This is a genomic window from Chryseolinea sp. T2 (assembly GCF_037203685.1).
Taxonomy (GTDB): Bacteria; Bacteroidota; Bacteroidia; order Cytophagales; family Cyclobacteriaceae; genus Chryseolinea.
Map to the genome: position 1 here is coordinate 724,023 of NZ_JBBCAU010000003.1, position 16,109 is coordinate 740,131.

The following is a 16,109-nucleotide window of genomic DNA, read 5'->3' on the forward strand; positions in this document are numbered from 1 at the left end:
AGAATTCATTCTGAGCCCAAACGCCGTCGCAGTTCTTAAAGCACTACCTTGCGTCGCTCATGAACATAGCGATTGACTACGGAAACTCTTCGGCCAAGGTCGGAGTGTTCGACGGCCACGAACTTGTGGAACGAAAAATTTTCACCTCTCCGGAACAGCTTAGACCCTTCCTTCAAAACTTTTCGGGCGATTGTCTCATCATTAGTTCGGTCTCCCAGGATGCTGCTGAAGTTGCATCGTGGGGTGTACACATAAAAAAGCGCTTCATTTTGACATCAAGCCTGCCACTGCCGATAGAAAACCGATATTCAACTCCAAAAACACTGGGCGTCGATCGTCTGGCGGGCGTTTGCGGCGCACAGGCATTGTTTCCAAAGACGTCTGCGCTGGTCATTGATGCAGGCACCTGCATCACATTTGATTTTCTTGATAGCGGTGGAAATTTTCTTGGCGGCGCCATTTCGCCGGGCCTGAGGATGCGATTTCAGGCTGTACACACGTTTACGAAAAGGCTCCCTCAGGTCGAACCAAAAGGAAATTCTCCTTTGATAGGCGACAGCACGGAATCCTGCATTCAAAGTGGTGTGGAAAATGGTTTGGTCGCAGAAATCGACGGAATCGTCTCGCAATATCGATCCCTATTCCCCGATCTGAAAGTGATTTTGACCGGAGGTGACGTGCCCTTTTTTGAAAACAGACTTAAAGCACCCATATTTGCGGTCCCTGAATTGGTACTCAGCGGTTTAAACAGCATTCTGATACATAATGCGCGGTCTTAAGAAGTGGTTTTTGGTGGTTGCTGTTGTTTTGTCCGCAGCAAAATCGTGGGGTCAGGCGGCGCCGTCTCCATTTACAACCTATGGTCTTGGTGAATTCTATGGCAACGGACTGATTCATAATCAGGGAACCGGAACCGGTGTAGCCCAGCCTCAATACTGGTATATCAACAATCAGAACCCGGCTCTGCTGGTATTCAATAATATGTCCGTCTTCCAGGTCGGCGCGGTTGGAGAATCGCGTCGGATTCAGGGCGATACGACTAATGAAAAGAATTCCGGTGGCAATCTCAATTATATCGCGATGGCATTTCCCATCAAGCCCATGAAGTGGACAACCAGCTTCGGCCTGATGCCATACACAAATGTCGACTTCAAGTTTCAGTACCAGGACTATGCACACGATCCGGAGGGTGGAATTGTCGACACCCTGGTAACGCGGGAAACTGGAACGGGTGGACTAACCCAGGTGTACTGGTCAAATGGGGTCCGTATTACGAAGGACTTGAGTGTCGGTCTGCGCGCTTCTTACATGTTTGGACCTATATCAAATGTCTACACCAACGTACTGACCACCCAGCCTAATCAGGGTGATCCGTATCTGGTGAACATCGAAAACAAGAAGAATGTCCACGGCTTCAATTTTGGACTTGGTGTTTCATACAGTATCGATTCACTGGGGAAACGGAAAGATCGTCGCCTGAGTTTTGGAGCTGTTTATACGCTCGCGTCGGACTATAAGGCAAAAGTCAATAACCTGATCAGCCGAACCTCACTGGCAGGCGACACGCTTGAGACTTATCAGATCAATACCAGCGACGGCAAAGTACATCTTCCGGAATCCTATACGTTCGGCATTTCATATGCTCGCGGCAGCCGGTGGAATGTGAGCACTGAATTTTTCTATCAGGACTGGAGCAGCTTCACCAGCGTCAGCTCCGACGATGAAGGACTTGTTGAATCATGGCGCGCTGCTTTGGGTGGCGAGTTCACAGCCGATCCATATGCACTGGAAAACTATTTGAAACGCATCACTTTCAGAGCAGGCTTGGCCTACCAGGAGTATCCTTACTATGCCAATTCAGCCCGCGTTAAGGACTATGGCATAAATCTTGGTCTTTCGCTCCCGGCTGGCCGATCAAGTGTTGACCTGGCCGCGCAGTTTGGAAAGCGTGGAGACAAATCTGTGAATGTTCTGGAGGAAACTTATTTCAGAATCTTCTTCGGAATCACCTTCAACGACCAGTGGTTTATCAAGCGTAAGTTCGATTGATCGATACGCTTAGCGAGAACCTCTAGCTGGCGACCGATGTTGGAATCCACGATAGCTTGATCGGGCTGCGACAAATCATCAACGACAACTTTGCAATTTTTGGTTGTCGCTAACCATGGATGATATTCGACTGATGAATGCCGTGAACTTTATCCAGCATCTTTCGAAAGCCTTTGTGCTCGTACTGGCAGCTCAGTTATGCGCGGCGCAGTGCCAGGAAATTGTATGGCCGACGGACACCGCGGTCGCACAACAGGCAAAACTGGAAATCGCCCGGCTCCAAACCACCCGAACTGGTAAAGATTACCGAAATGCAACCCGTGCTCTGACATGGTTAGCCCGAAACGCACCCCGGGCAGATACAAATCTTTACATCGATGCTGAGCGCATATATGGCGAACTGCTAGACCGTGAGCGGAACGAGACAGTTAAAAGGATGTATCTCGATTCCATTTACAGATTTTACGACCTCCGTGTTCGTCATTGTGGGAAGGCTTTCGATGTCGACGATGCCCGTGCACTCGCATTGTACCGGCACTTTGTCGCCTCAAAGCCAGAGCTGGTACGCAAGGAATTAGATAGCATCATACGAAAGGATGGAGAGATTACCTCTGAACGCATTCTGCTTGCGTATATGGAATCCGTTAGAGTGGAGTTCAGGAAATATGAAAAACTAAAAGACAAGGACGTACTCCTGTATTACAACAGAGCAATGCGTATCGCTGAACTTAAGAGGGCCCACGTACGGAAGCTGAAGCAACAGGAAGAACCTGTCATGCGGTTAATGGATGACATTGACGCAATCCTCTTCAGCATGGTCGTGGTCGATTGTCAGTTCGTGACCAAGACACTCGGGCCGCGGTTTCGCGAATACCCGGACGACCTCATGCTGGCACGAAGAATCATCAGCCTTATGCTTCAGAGTCAGTGCATAGACGACCCGTTGTGGCTGCAGGCAGCAGAACGCATTTACATAGGGCAGGATAAACCTGATTTTACACTCGCGAAAAGCATTGGAATTCGTTACTACTCCAAGAAGAATTATTCGCAGGCCAGATATTATCTCTCAGAAGCAGCGACCCTGGCACCCACCGGTACCGACAAAAGTGAGATGTTACTGCTGGTCGGTCAGATCGAAGCTCGAAGTGATAAGCTAAAGGCAAGAGCAACGTTCAGACGCGCGATCGAAGCAGACAAAAACAATAAGGAAGGTTTCGAGCGCATCGGTGATCTTTACTTCAACAGCGAAAACTCCTGCATCGGGAATGAGAAGATCACGCCACTCCTGGTGTATATGCTTGCTGCGGACTACTACCAGAGAGCTGGCAATGGTCAAAAGATTTCCAAGGCCCGCGAACGATTTCCTACAAAAGACCAGCTCAAACAATGGGGTTATTCCGCAGGTCAGGAAGTCAGCGTCGAATGCTGGATACAGGAGACAACAACTATACGATCCAAAAACTGAGTAACTTTAGCGCACAGATGAGACCGTTCATGTTATCACTTCGCTTTAAACGCGTGTTGTCCTTCACATTGGTGAGCCTTGCCGCCAGTCTTGTCTTCGCATGTAATAACCCGGAGAACAAGGAGCCTGTTGAATACAAAGGTCCGCTGAGTGAAGCAGAAAATGTCGAGTTGTTTTTTAGCGAAAAGGAACGCGTAAAAATCAGGATGACGGCGCCACTCCTCTACGAATTTCAAAACGGCGATCGTGAATTTCCCAAGGGTGTGTTCATCGAGATGTTTAACGAGAACGGGAAAGTGTATGCAACGCTCCGGGCAAACCATGCCTACTTTTTCAAGAGCGAAGAGCACTGGCGTGGAAGAGGCAATGTGGAACTGAAGAACCTGGAGAAGCAACAGCAATTGAATACTGAAGAGTTGTTTTGGAAACCCAAAGATCAAAAGATCTACACGGAGAAATTTGTCACGATCCGGCAGGATGGCGACGTTCTCTACGGTGAAGGCCTCACTGCCAACGAAGATCTCAGCGAGTATGTGATTACCCGCCCTTCTGGCGATATGGAGATACAGGAATAGAAAGCCTGCTTTTCATTACCTTTAGGCTTTCATGAAACTGCCGGACATTTTAATACTGTCGCTCGCCGTTGTATTCACCATCATTGGAATACATCTTACCATGACCCTGGGAATTCAGGATGCCTACTGGGCCATCATGCTCTCGATTGCGTTGTACTTCCTCTTCGTACTGCGGAAGAAAAAACAAACATGAGCCTGCTTTTGATTGGCCTCCTGGTGGGCTCGCTACTGTTCGCCTCCTTTCTTGCGCTGGCAGATTACAGCTATCAGGCTGCTAATAAACTACAACTTGAACTGGAGAGCCGGCTGGGTAGCCGGACCGGAAGAATTCTCGGCATCTTTGCCAAGCGTCAACTATGGGTGCTCGGAACGACTTTGGTTGGTGTAACGGTATCGCTGGTTGTGTTTACAGCAACATTGTGCATTTTAACTACACCTCTGTTTTCGGTTACCACGCATGCCGGACGGCTCGGAGTGTTTGCATTACAGTCTTTAATGGCTGCGATTCTTCTTGTACTTGCTGTGGTTGTTGCTCCGAGGATGATGAGGATCTTTGATCCCAATGTCATCCTTTCGCGCATAGCCGTACCGTTTTTCATCTGCTTCATCCTATGCCTGCCGCTCACCTGGCCGTTTCTTATGGTTTCGCGATACATCAACGTGAGGCTTCTGGGCAGCCGGCATGATGAAACAAAACCCTTCCTCGGTACGCCGGCTAGTCCACTGATAGCCAGTTCTTCAGAAGACCCTTCGCCCTTTTTCGACAGTAAGATCGTACACAATGCACTTGCGTTCAAGACCGTGAAGATCCGGGACTGCATGGTACCCCGAACAGAGATCACTGCTATAGAACTCAATGCACCGATTGAGAAACTTCGGGAAACGTTCATTGAAAGCGGGCATTCGAAAGTGCTGGTCTACAAACAGGACCTTGATGATATTGTCGGATTTTGTCATTCGTCATCGATGTTCCGAAAGCCGCAGGAGATCAGGGAAGTTTTAACGCCAATCATCATATCGGCAGAGAACAACTCGGCGAATGATCTCATGATCCGCTTCATTCGGGAAAAGAAAAATCTTGCCGTGGTGATTGATGAATTTGGAGGCACTTCGGGCGTGGTAAGTATGGAAGACATCATCGAAGAGATCTTTGGAAAAGTCGATGACGAACACGATATGGCCGATGACCTCGTGGAGCAGCGGATCGGGCCCGACACCTACCTGCTCAGTGCCCGCCTCGAGGTCGACCATCTCAACGAAAGTTACGGCTGGCACCTTCCGGCTGGCGAATACGAGACCCTTGGAGGGTTGATTTTGGCCCATACCGACGATTTTCCAAGAGCAGGACAGGTCGTGGAAATTCCTCCGTTTACTTTTACCATCCGCGCCATCGGGAGGAACCGCATCGAACAAGTTGTCGTCATCGTTGGCGGAATGGCTCAGGGCTAGGGCCAACCCATTCATTTTCATGTACTTTCAGGTCGTCGGCTTTTTTCGTCAGCCTATTTTTCTTATAGCAAGAACCGGTTAAATTTGCGGCTCTTTAAAAATCAGAATATGGCATTGATTGGAACTTTGCGCAACAAGATGGGAACGTGGGTCGTGGTCTTCGTCTTTGTGGCAATTGCAGCATTTATCGTGGGAGACCTTTTTAGCGGGAATTCCTCGATTTTGAACTGGGGACAGAAGAGCGTCGGCGAAATCGGCGGTCGCGAAATCTCCATTGACGAGTTTCAATCGGCCATCCGTGAAAGGGAAAGCAACTATGCACTGCAATTCGGTCGTCAGCCTGGCGATCGCGAAATGCCGGCACTTCGCCAGCAAGCCTGGGATTTGTTGATCGCCCGTCACGCTATTCAGTCGCAATATGGCAAAGTAGGTGTAGAGGTTACTGGTGATGAAGTTTGGGATATGGTTCAAGGAAAGAACGTGGACGAAAGCGTCCGTCAGGCTTTTACCAACCCTGAAACTGGCCAATTCGACCCTAACCGCGTTGTTAGCTATCTGCAACAGGTAAGAACAATGCCTGAGAACTCTGAACCACGTATCCGCTGGGAGCTGTTCTACCGCGATCTGGGTCCGGGCCGTGAACGCATTAAATACGAAAATCTTCTCCTCAAGACAGCTTATGTAACAAAGGCTGAGGCTGAGCGCGAATACCATCTTCAATCGGACGTAGCTGAGGTGAAATACCTTTACGTACCCTACTATGCAGTGAGCGACTCTGTTGCGAACGTATCGGACTCTGAGATCAAGGCTTATTATGACAAACACAAAGAGCGGTTTAAGACTGAGGAAAGTCGCGATTTGAAGTATGTTTCCTTCCCGATCGAAGCGTCTCACGAAGATTCAGTAGTAGTTCAGGATGAACTGGACAGAGCTCTTGCCGAACTGCGAACAACTCAGGAAGACTCAGCCTATGCGAGCTCGCATTCTGATGGTCAAATGGCTTATGGACGATACAACCGCGGAACGGTTCCTGCCTTTATCCCTCAGGACAGCCTGAAGCAGGGCAAGGTATTTGGTCCCGTTCTCGACGGAGGCGTTTACAAAGTTGTAAAAGTATCGAAGATAACTACCGACACGATTTCAACAGCCCGTGCCAAGCATATCCTCATTAAGTGGGCCGATGCAACTCCTGCTGCTAAAGCAGAGGCAAAAGCGAAGGCTGAAAAGATCATAAAGGACATTCGTGGTGGTGCTGATTTCGGAGCGCAGGCTCGCGAATTCGGTACAGACGGAACCGCTTCAAGAGGTGGTGATCTGGGATGGTTCAGCTCAGGACAGATGGTGAAGCCTTTCCAGGATGCCGTGTTTGGAGCAACCCGCCCTGGCTTGCTGCCAACTCCAGTGGAGACTGACTTCGGTTATCATGTTATCTCCGTGACCGATGTGAAAAGTAATATTGCTTATGACCTCGCTATCGTAGAACGTGAGATAGTAGCAAGCGACGCTACCATCAATGAAGCCTATCGCCTTGCAGAAAACTTTGCTCATGGACTTTCCGGTCAGGCTGATTTTGAAAGCAAAGCCAAGGAGCAAGGATATCTTGTACAGGATGCCCGCAATATTCTCGCTGGTGACCGCCGCATTGGAACGCTTGGCGAGGCTCGTCCTGTTGTGATGTGGTTGTTCCGCGATGCATCCAAAGATGATGTTTCTGAAGTATTTAACCTTGACGAACAAAACGTTGTGGCTGTTATGACTTCGAAGATCAGTAAAGGCTACAAGCCTCTCGAAACTGTAAAAGCTGAGATCACCCCTGCAGTAAGAAACCAGGCAAAAGCGAAAGCAATTACTGAAAAGCTCTCTGCTGCTAAAGGCACACTTGAGGAAGTGGCTGCCGCTTTCGGATCAGACGCCAACGTATACACAAGCAGCGACCTGAAACTCAGCGGCAACTCCCTGCCTACTGTTGGATTTGATCCGTTGGCAGTTGGTACCGCCTTCTCATTGGAAAGCGGCAAGCGCTCTGCTCCCGTTGCTGGAGAAAATGGTGTTGTGATCGTTGAGATGCAAAACAAGACTATCGCTCCTGCAGCTGCAGACTACAGTGCGTACAAGAACCAGCTTGAGCAGACTGCCATCAACAGAAACTCGATTGGCATTTCTGAGGCGATTAAAGAAAATTCGAACATTGTAGATAAGCGCTACAAGTTCTATTAATAGAAGTAAAAATTACCGCGACGCCTCTCACGGAATCATCGGTGAGGGGCGTCGTCGTTTTGAGATGGACGAAAACTGGATAGAATCTTTTCGGCAAAAGCTTGATGAACATTATGCGTGGCCAGCTCTGTACACGTACAAGTTTATTGTGCCTAAGGGGAAAGAGGGTGAAGTAAAAGAACTGTTCCCCTATCATCAGGCTTCAGAAAGAAACTCCAAACAAGGCAATTATATCAGTGTGACCGTGCAATTGATGATGCAGTCCAGCGAGGCTGTTGTCGAAATTTACAAAAAGGCGGCCCTGATTGAGGGCATAGTGGCGCTTTAGCAATCAACATAATCGTATCTTGAGTCGACTTCGATGAAGTGGCGTTGCCATTAGAAAATTGGAGTAAGGTATATGGGGCATAAGATTCAGAACTTGCCCTGTGAAAAAGATCGCTTTGTTACACTAAAACGAATCTCACATGGAATGGAAAACTGAAGACAACCGGTTGAAGAAGACCTTCCGCTTTAAAGATTTCAGCGAAGCCTTCGCGTTCATGACAAGGGTGGCACTTATTGCAGAGAAGGCAGATCACCACCCGACGTGGACAAACACTTATAACACAGTAGCATTCGAACTCAGTACGCACGATGCAGGTGATGTGGTTACAGACAAAGACCACAAGCTTGCAAAGGCGATAGACGCATTAATAAAATAGAATTTCGTTATGGCAGGACCGGGAATGATTTACGGGACACGCGCGGTGATCGAAGCAATCCTGGCGGGAAAAGATATTGACAAGGTGATGGTTCAGACCGGACTATCCAATGAGCTCGTTCGCGAGTTGTTCAATGTTGCCCGTGAAAGAAATATTTCAATCCAATCTGTTCCTGCAGAACGTCTCAAGCGGATATCCTCCAAGAATCACCAGGGAGTGATCTGCATGCTGTCGCCTGTATCATTTGCTTCTGTTGAGAATCTTATCGCCCAGGCTTATGAAGAGGGCCGGGAGCCTTTCTTTATTATGCTTGACCGCGTCACTGACGTACGCAATTTCGGCGCGGTAGTTCGTACAGCGGAATGTGCCGGCGTTGATGGGATAATTATTCCTGATAAGGGAAGTGCACCTATTACTGCGGACGCCATGAAGACGTCTGCAGGCGCGCTGAACTATGTACCCGTGTGCCGCGAAAAGGATTTGAAGAAAACGATCCGCCTTCTCCAGGAAAGCGGTATCCGTATCGTTGCATGCACAGAAAAAACGGACAAAGATTTGTATCAATTCAGCCTCATCGGGCCGGTGGCACTCGTCGTTGGTTCCGAAGAAGATGGTATAAGTGATGCCATTCTCCGTGAGGCCGATGACCTGGCAAAGATTCCATTGAAGGGAAAGATAGGGTCTCTTAATGTATCAGTCGCTGCTGCTGTGGCGATGTATGAGATCGTGCGCCAGAGGGGAATTAAGAATTAAGAATTAAGAGTTAAGAATTAGCCGCCAGCCTGTCGGCTGATTGCATGGCACGACCGGAGGTCGTGGAGGCTAATTCTTAACTCTTAATTCTTAATTCTTAATTTCAGAGTTTTCCCTTCACGATTTCTTCCACCACCGCCGGGTCTGTCAGCGTGCTTGTGTCGCCCATGTTGGATAACTCGCCCTCGGCAACTTTTCTTAGGATACGGCGCATGATTTTACCCGAGCGTGTTTTGGGAAGGCCGCTTACGAATTGAATCTTATCAGGCTTTGCAATGGGACCAATGATCTTTGCTACGGTTTCCCTGATCTCACCTCTCAGCCCTTCATCATTGTCAGGTTTCTGATGGCAAATCACAAACGCATAGATGCCCTGTCCTTTTATATCGTGCGGGTAACCAACTACTGCCGTTTCGACAACGGAAGGGTGCTCGTCGATGGCGCTTTCCACTTCTGCGGTTCCCATGTTGTGACCTGAAACGATGATGATGTCGTCTACCCGTCCCGTTATCCGATAGTAGCCTTCATCGTCGCGCTTACAGCCGTCGCCGGTAAAATACTTTCCGGGGAATGTCGAGAAGTAGGTGTCTCTGAATCTTTGATGATCACCATAAATAGTGCGCGCCATCGAAGGCCAGGGGAATTTGATAGTGAGCCGTCCTTCAACTCCGTTATCTGTAAGCTCTTTGCCATTTTCGTCCATGACGGCAGGCTGTACCCCTGGTAGGGGAAGAGTTGCATGCGCCGGTTTAAGCTTCGTAACGTCAGCGATTGGCGTAATCATGAACCCGCCGGTTTCGGTCTGCCACCAGGTGTCGATGATCGGACAGTTCTTTTTTCCAATGTTCTCGTCGTACCAATGCCACGCTTCCTCGTTGATTGGCTCGCCAACGGACCCGAGTACACGCAGTGACGACAGGTCGCATTTTTCAACAAAGCTTAACGGTGCCAGTTGGAGCGATCGTATCGCGGTAGGCGCCGTGTAGAAGATATTCACCTTGTGGCGCTCGATAGCCTGCCAGAACCTTCCCATGTCGGGCCAGGAGGGAATTCCTTCAAATATCACTGTGGTAGCACCCGCGGAAAGAGGACCATACAATATATAAGAGTGTCCCGTGATCCAGCCCAAATCAGCTGTACACCAGAATACCTCTCCTTCTTTATATTGAAACGCTGTACGGAAGGTATAGTTGATATACACCATGTAACCTCCACAGGTGTGAACCATACCCTTAGGTTTACCTGTTGAGCCGGATGTATAAAGAATAAACAACAAGTCTTCTGAATCCATTTCCTCGGCAGGACATACAGAAGGTGCACTGTTCACAACATCATGCCACCAGTAATCGCGCCCCTCCTGCATAGGTGGCTTGGAATGAATGCAATCAAACACTACGACAGATTTTACAGTCGGACATTTTGGTAATGCATCGTCAACGATTTTCTTCAAATCAATTCGCTTGCCTCCACGGGATGCGCCATCTGTGGTAAGTACAGCGGAGCAACCTGAGTCTGTAATTCTGTCGACGAGAGATCCGGAGGAAAAGCCGGCGAACACCACCGAGTGAACGGCTCCGATGCGGGCGCACGCCAGAACAGCATAGGCCAGCTCGGGAATCATGGGCATATAAATGCAAACACGGTCACCTTTTTTAACTCCAAGATTCTTCAGCATGTTGGCGACTTTGCAAACCTGCTCGTGCAGCTCCTTATAGGTAATGGACTTTGGAGCATCCTTCGGATCGCTAGGTTCCCAGATGATAGCGCGTTGATCACCACGCTCTTTCAGGTGTCGATCAAGACAGTTTTCCGTGATATTCAGTTTTCCGCCAACGAACCATTTCACTGAAGGCTTGGCGAAATCCCATTCGAGGACCTTGTTCCATTTCTTTTTCCATACGAAATCCCGGGCCACTTCATCCCAGAATTTCTCGGGATCTTCGACACTGTTCTTGTACTGTTGCAGGTAGTCCTGATTGGATTGAATAAGATTCATGCGACGATGTCTTCCTGGTTGGTTTTTTTATTACAAACGATCGCGCTAAAATTCATCTCTTTTTTCGTCAATTTCAATTGTGTGCGAAAACACTTTTAGCCATTCCACACATAATCAGGAAAAATTGTCACAGGATTGAATGACCCAAACTTCCCATTTGATTATATTCGTTCTACAAACCGAGCCCTTCCCTTCCTGCCATCTGACGCTGCAAGAATTGATGCAGAAAATTCCTGCATGCGGTTGGCCGTGGCAATGGTTATTATCGTAAATAGTAGAACAACTTAGTCAGCATTGCCTTTGGGAGTGCCGTTTGACCATATCGCAAGCTATGATTCGCTCTTAACAAAGAGTGTGATCGGTCAACTGCAGCGAAAGCAGGTGTGGCGTTATTTGCAGCGCGTGACTCCGCAATTCAGGGGTTTGGAAATTCTTGAACTCAACTGCGGCGCCAACGAAGATGCTATGATCTTTAGCGAAAGGGGTGTAAACCTGGTTGCCACGGACATTTCGGAAGAAATGCTTAAAGTGACTACGGTTCGGGCCAATCAATATTCAATGCAAAACCGCATCAGCTCGCAGTTCCTTGATCCGGAGAGCTTTGATGAAACGGTGTTTGATAAAAAATTCGATCTCGTTTTTGCAAACTTTGGAGGACTGAACTGTCTGCACCCGGAGGCCGTCAAGAGACTCATTCATAATCTTCCTTCGATACTTGCACCAGGCGGGCGCTTTATAGCTGTTGTTACCCCAAAGTTCTGTTTGTGGGAAAGCTTGTATTTTATGATGCGATTGCGTTTTCGGCATGCATTCAGGCGAAATACCAGCCGCGAGTCTGTTGTTCAACTGGGTGGCGTCTCTTTTAAGTCATGGTATTATAATCCCGCACAAATTGCCAGGTGGTCTGAAGGCCGCTTCAAGGTAGTGCGGAAGATACCCGTTGGGCTATTAACGCCACCTGTCGCTCTGGAGGCGAAATTCCAAAAGCACAAGCCTTTGATATTTCGTTTGTCCCGATGGGGACGGCGACTCGACTCATCTTCATTCTTTTCTGGATTGGCTGATAATTTTCTCATCGACCTTCAGCTTAAGTAGTTACGTTTCGCTGATTCTCTTAGTTCGATCCCGCCATTCGATCGAATCCTCTATATAATACCCCTCCATTCTGATTGCAGAGCCACTAGCAGGCCAGCAGTATTTCAATCCACAGCTGCAACCTTTTCATTTTTCACTAGTCTAAAGAAGAAAAGCGCCTGGTATTCTGAAACCATCTGCAAAACGCGAGGTATACACATCGGATTCAATTATTTGACGTATCAATCATGTTCAGGAATTACTTCATCATCACTTTCCGCAATCTGTTTAAGAACGGATTTTACTCCTTCATCAACATTGCTGGACTTTCAATAGGAATCACCTGTAGCATTTTGATCCTGTTATGGGTAGTTGATGAAGTGACATACGACAAGTTCCTTCCAAAGGCGGATCGCCTTTATCAGGTTTGGGCAAACGCCGAGTTCGATGGAAAGAAACATGCCTGGACTTCAGTACCCCTGCCCACGCACGAGGCTATGAAACCTGCCAACAACCACATCAAACGAGCAGCTGTTGCTGATTGGGGATATGATCATTTGTTGTCCGTCGATAACGAACAAAAGAGAATCACCAAACGAGGTTACTACGTGAGTGATGAGTTTCTTAATATGTTTGAATTTCCCCTGTTAAAAGGAAATTCGACACAGGTACTCAACGATCCTTCAGTGATCGTAATCTCTGAGTCAACTGCACGGGCGTTGTTTGGCGAGGAAGATCCCATTGATAAAATAATTCATCTCGATAATGAAAAGGATGTCAAGGTAAGCGGTGTGTTTAAAGATGTGCCGAAGAACTCGACCTTTCAGTTTGATGTCCTCATTCCATGGAAATACAGAGAAGTAAACAATCCCTGGGTAAAAGAGAACCAAACCAACTGGGGCAATTACTCTTTCCAGGTGTTTGTAGAACTTGACGATCCAAAGAATGCCGATGATGCTGAGAAGTCCATTAAAGGACTCCTCGCCGAGCATGGTGAAAAAGAAATGAAGCAGGCATTCTTTCTCTATCCAATGCTTCGATGGAGGTTGTTCTCAAATTTTGAAAACGGCATCGAGGCAGGTGGACTTAACGACTACGTGCAGATGTTCACCGTCATTGCCGTGTTCATCATTGTTATTGCCTGCATTAACTTCATGAACCTGGCGACGGCGCGTTCTGAACGCAGGGCACGTGAAGTGGGAATCAGAAAGAGTGTCGGGTCGCGGCGCGCTGAACTGATCGCTCAGTTCATTGGCGAATCTACTATGATAGCTTTCCTTGCATTTGCTATCGCAGTGCTCGCAGCACAATTGCTTTTGCCTTACTATAATCAACTTGTTGAAAAGTCACTCGTCATACCGTATGCGTCGTCGAAATTCTGGATGGCATCAATAGGGATCGTTTTGCTGACGGGCATTGTATCGGGAAGTTATCCGGCATTCTATCTTTCATCGTTCGAGCCGGTAAAAGTGCTCAAAGGAAAAGTTTCGGTAGGAAAAGGTGCAAGTACACCAAGGAAAGTTCTGGTGACATTACAGTTCGGATTTTCTATCCTTCTGATCATTGGAACTATAGTGATCTATCGACAGATCCAGCTTGTTAAGAATCGTGAGCTGGGATACCAGCAGGAGAACCTCATTGCCGTAAACTACAATAATGAGATAAGAAAGAATTATAAACCACTGAAGCAGGAGCTGCTCGCAACGGGGGTGGTAGAGGCCGTGACCCGCTCGAACAGTGCGATCACTGAAGTGAACTCCAACAATTTCGTTGGCTGGCCAGGTAAGCCCGAAGACGTTCGTGTAATCTTCACCACCATCACCACTGAATACGACTATACCAGGACGATGGGAATCAAGATTCTCGAGGGTCGTGATTTTTCAGAAGATTTCACAAGTGATAGTTCTGCTATCATAGTGAATAAAGCGGCACTCGATATCATGAACCTGAAGGATCCCATCGGAACAGAACTTGATCTATGGGGCAAGAAGCGAAAGCTTATTGGCATTGTCGACAATGTACTTATGGATGACCCTTTCCTCCCGGTTAAGCCTCTGTTCATGATCTATCACGAGACCTGGATCGATAACATGACCGTGAGGTTGAAGAAGACGGAGAACTTATCAGAGAGTCTGAGTGCCGTAGAGAAGGTGTTTGCAAAATATGCTCCGGCTTACCCCTTTGAATACAAATTCGCAGACGTTGAGTTTCAGAAGAAGTTCACTCACATCAATCTCACCAGTAAACTCGCCAGTTTGTTTGCAGGGCTCACCATTGTAATTACTGGACTGGGTTTGTTTGGTCTTGCTGCATTTACAGCAGAACAGCGTACGAAAGAAATCGGAATCAGGAAGGTGCTTGGTGCGACAGTACCCGGCCTTGTGGGACTTATGTCGAAGGACTTCTCGAAGCTAGTAATACTTTCGTTCCTCGCATCGGCGCCTTTGGCGTGGTGGCTGCTTTCAATGTACCTCGAAAGATATACAATCAGAACATCTATTGAATGGTGGGTATTCCCATTAACAGGATTTATAGCGCTGGCATTTGCATTGTCGATCGTTAGTACACAGGCACTACGTGCTGCTCATGCAAATCCGGCGAGGTCGCTGCGCAGCGAATAATTTAGTATAGGGAGGGACAAGGCGGGACGCGTCTGAGAGAAATCTGCCCTGGTGCAGTAAAGCGTTCCGCCTTGATTTTAACTGAAGGCGTCGAATATGTTTACAGGTTTGATCGAGATGTTAACTGCTAGATGTTAACCGCAAAAGGTTTAACTGCAAGATGTTAACTGCGAGACGTTAACCGCAAAATGTAAAACCCTGAATGTAAAATGTAAAAGGGAGGGAGCTGTATTTAAGGCAATAATAAAGCAACAGGTCAATCCTTCATCAACTGACGCTTAAAAAAATTCCAGGCCTCGACGTGTACATCAATGTCGTTTGGATAATCGTGTTTGCCGTTAATTACTTTTAGCAGCGTCACCTCCGGATGTCCCTTTTCCTTGTACGTGTAGCGTTCGATGGTCTTGCCATCAGAAGGGTCTGAATCATCAAGTTTTGTCATCATCGGTTCACCATGATAGCCGGCCAGGTTCGCCCAGTAATGAAATGTCCGATCAGTAGACCTGACGTTACCCATGACAAACGTACCTGATTGCATCATTCCACCTTCATACTTGTTCAGTGGATCTGCTGTGCCGTTAATGATGAGAACCGGGAGCGGCTTCTTCGCCTCGGTGCAATCCATGTTATCATCGTCTGGTAAATTTGCAATGATGGCGGCAATAGCACGGAACCTTTTCGGCTCAGTAAGTGCCAGTTTATAACTCATATGGCCGCCACCAGAAGTCCCCACTGAGAAAACCTTTGAGTCATCAATGCCATACTTCTTCTTAAAATATGAGATCATCTCCCCGAAAAACTTGCCCTCGTTTATATCGAGCTTGTTTGCAAGAGAGCTTGCCGCTTTGCGACACTCGTTCCAGTAATGTTTGTAACCGTCGGCAAACACGAAGATCACAGCCTCGTCACGCGTGGTGTTTAACAAATTACTTGTTTGTTTCATAAGCCCCTGTCCACTTCCACCGGAGCCGTGCAATACAAAAACCAGGCTTGCACCCTTCGTTACAAACGCCGGCTTCATAAAGTGGAACGAACGGTAATTCCCGTCAATCTTTAGAGAGTCACTGATTTCCTGCGCAATGCAAAGATGGGCAGCAATAAGAAACAGGAAAGCGACGATGCATCTCATGGCATTATATTGATTCATTGCGTGAGTTCAGTATAGTTAATAGCCTTATTATAGTTTCGTTCAAATAATTGAAATCT

The 16,109-nt window shown here is 47.7% G+C and carries 14 protein-coding genes; 12 read left to right on the forward strand and 2 right to left on the reverse strand.

What is annotated here, in order from left to right; genetic code table 11:
* Window positions 1-59 precede the first annotated feature (59 nt).
* The 10 genes from WBG78_RS12895 (at window position 60) to rlmB (ending at window position 9,212) form a co-directional block, all read left to right on the forward strand.
* Window positions 60-779, forward strand: a complete 720-nt coding sequence (locus WBG78_RS12895) for a type III pantothenate kinase (RefSeq protein ID WP_337326836.1) — start codon at window positions 60-62, stop codon at window positions 777-779.
* A complete protein-coding gene (locus WBG78_RS12900) occupies window positions 766-2,049 on the forward strand; it encodes an OmpP1/FadL family transporter (RefSeq protein WP_337326837.1) in 1,284 nt (427 codons plus the stop codon). The genes WBG78_RS12895 and WBG78_RS12900 overlap by 14 nt, the downstream gene beginning before the upstream one ends.
* Before the next feature lie 115 nt (window positions 2,050-2,164).
* On the forward strand, window positions 2,165-3,514 hold the full coding sequence (locus tag WBG78_RS12905) for a hypothetical protein (RefSeq protein ID WP_337326838.1): 1,350 nt from the start codon (window positions 2,165-2,167) through the stop codon (window positions 3,512-3,514).
* Between the two features lie 17 nt (window positions 3,515-3,531).
* Window positions 3,532-4,089 (forward strand): LPS export ABC transporter periplasmic protein LptC, encoded by a 558-nt coding sequence (gene lptC / locus WBG78_RS12910; RefSeq protein ID WP_337326839.1) that lies wholly within the window; start codon window positions 3,532-3,534, stop codon window positions 4,087-4,089.
* A gap of 31 nt (window positions 4,090-4,120) precedes the next feature.
* On the forward strand, window positions 4,121-4,282 hold the full coding sequence (locus WBG78_RS12915) for a hypothetical protein (protein ID WP_337326840.1): 162 nt from the start codon (window positions 4,121-4,123) through the stop codon (window positions 4,280-4,282).
* A complete protein-coding gene (locus WBG78_RS12920) occupies window positions 4,279-5,538 on the forward strand; it encodes a hemolysin family protein (protein WP_337326841.1) in 1,260 nt (419 codons plus the stop codon). The genes WBG78_RS12915 and WBG78_RS12920 overlap by 4 nt, the downstream gene beginning before the upstream one ends.
* Before the next feature lie 108 nt (window positions 5,539-5,646).
* Window positions 5,647-7,755: a SurA N-terminal domain-containing protein gene (locus tag WBG78_RS12925; RefSeq protein ID WP_337326842.1), complete on the forward strand. Its 2,109-nt coding sequence runs from the start codon at window positions 5,647-5,649 to the stop codon at window positions 7,753-7,755.
* Between the two features lie 64 nt (window positions 7,756-7,819).
* Window positions 7,820-8,083 (forward strand): DUF493 family protein, encoded by a 264-nt coding sequence (locus WBG78_RS12930; RefSeq protein WP_337326843.1) that lies wholly within the window; start codon window positions 7,820-7,822, stop codon window positions 8,081-8,083.
* Between the two features lie 139 nt (window positions 8,084-8,222).
* A complete protein-coding gene (locus tag WBG78_RS12935) occupies window positions 8,223-8,459 on the forward strand; it encodes a 4a-hydroxytetrahydrobiopterin dehydratase (RefSeq protein ID WP_337326844.1) in 237 nt (78 codons plus the stop codon).
* 9 nt (window positions 8,460-8,468) lie between these two features.
* On the forward strand, window positions 8,469-9,212 hold the full coding sequence (rlmB, locus tag WBG78_RS12940; RefSeq protein WP_337326845.1) for a 23S rRNA (guanosine(2251)-2'-O)-methyltransferase RlmB: 744 nt from the start codon (window positions 8,469-8,471) through the stop codon (window positions 9,210-9,212).
* A 103-nt stretch (window positions 9,213-9,315) separates the two neighbouring features.
* On the opposite strand, the gene acs is transcribed toward rlmB, so the two are convergent.
* Window positions 9,316-11,208, reverse strand: coding sequence for an acetate--CoA ligase (acs, locus tag WBG78_RS12945; protein ID WP_337326846.1), 1,893 nt, complete (start codon window positions 11,206-11,208; stop codon window positions 9,316-9,318).
* Window positions 11,209-11,514: 306 nt separating this feature from the next.
* Here acs and WBG78_RS12950 point away from each other — a divergent pair, with 306 nt between their 5' ends.
* Together WBG78_RS12950 and WBG78_RS12955 are read left to right on the forward strand one after the other, a co-directional pair.
* Window positions 11,515-12,303, forward strand: a complete 789-nt coding sequence (locus WBG78_RS12950; RefSeq protein WP_337327158.1) for a class I SAM-dependent methyltransferase — start codon at window positions 11,515-11,517, stop codon at window positions 12,301-12,303.
* A gap of 227 nt (window positions 12,304-12,530) precedes the next feature.
* Complete coding sequence (locus tag WBG78_RS12955) at window positions 12,531-14,903, forward strand: ABC transporter permease (protein ID WP_337326847.1); 2,373 nt, start codon at window positions 12,531-12,533, stop codon at window positions 14,901-14,903.
* A 256-nt stretch (window positions 14,904-15,159) separates the two neighbouring features.
* Here the strand turns inward: WBG78_RS12955 and WBG78_RS12960 are convergent, their stop codons facing one another.
* Window positions 15,160-16,032 carry an alpha/beta hydrolase family esterase gene (locus WBG78_RS12960; RefSeq protein ID WP_337326848.1) on the reverse strand — a complete coding sequence of 291 codons (873 nt, stop codon included), beginning with the start codon at window positions 16,030-16,032 and terminating at the stop codon, window positions 15,160-15,162.
* Window positions 16,033-16,109: the final 77 nt, after the last annotated feature.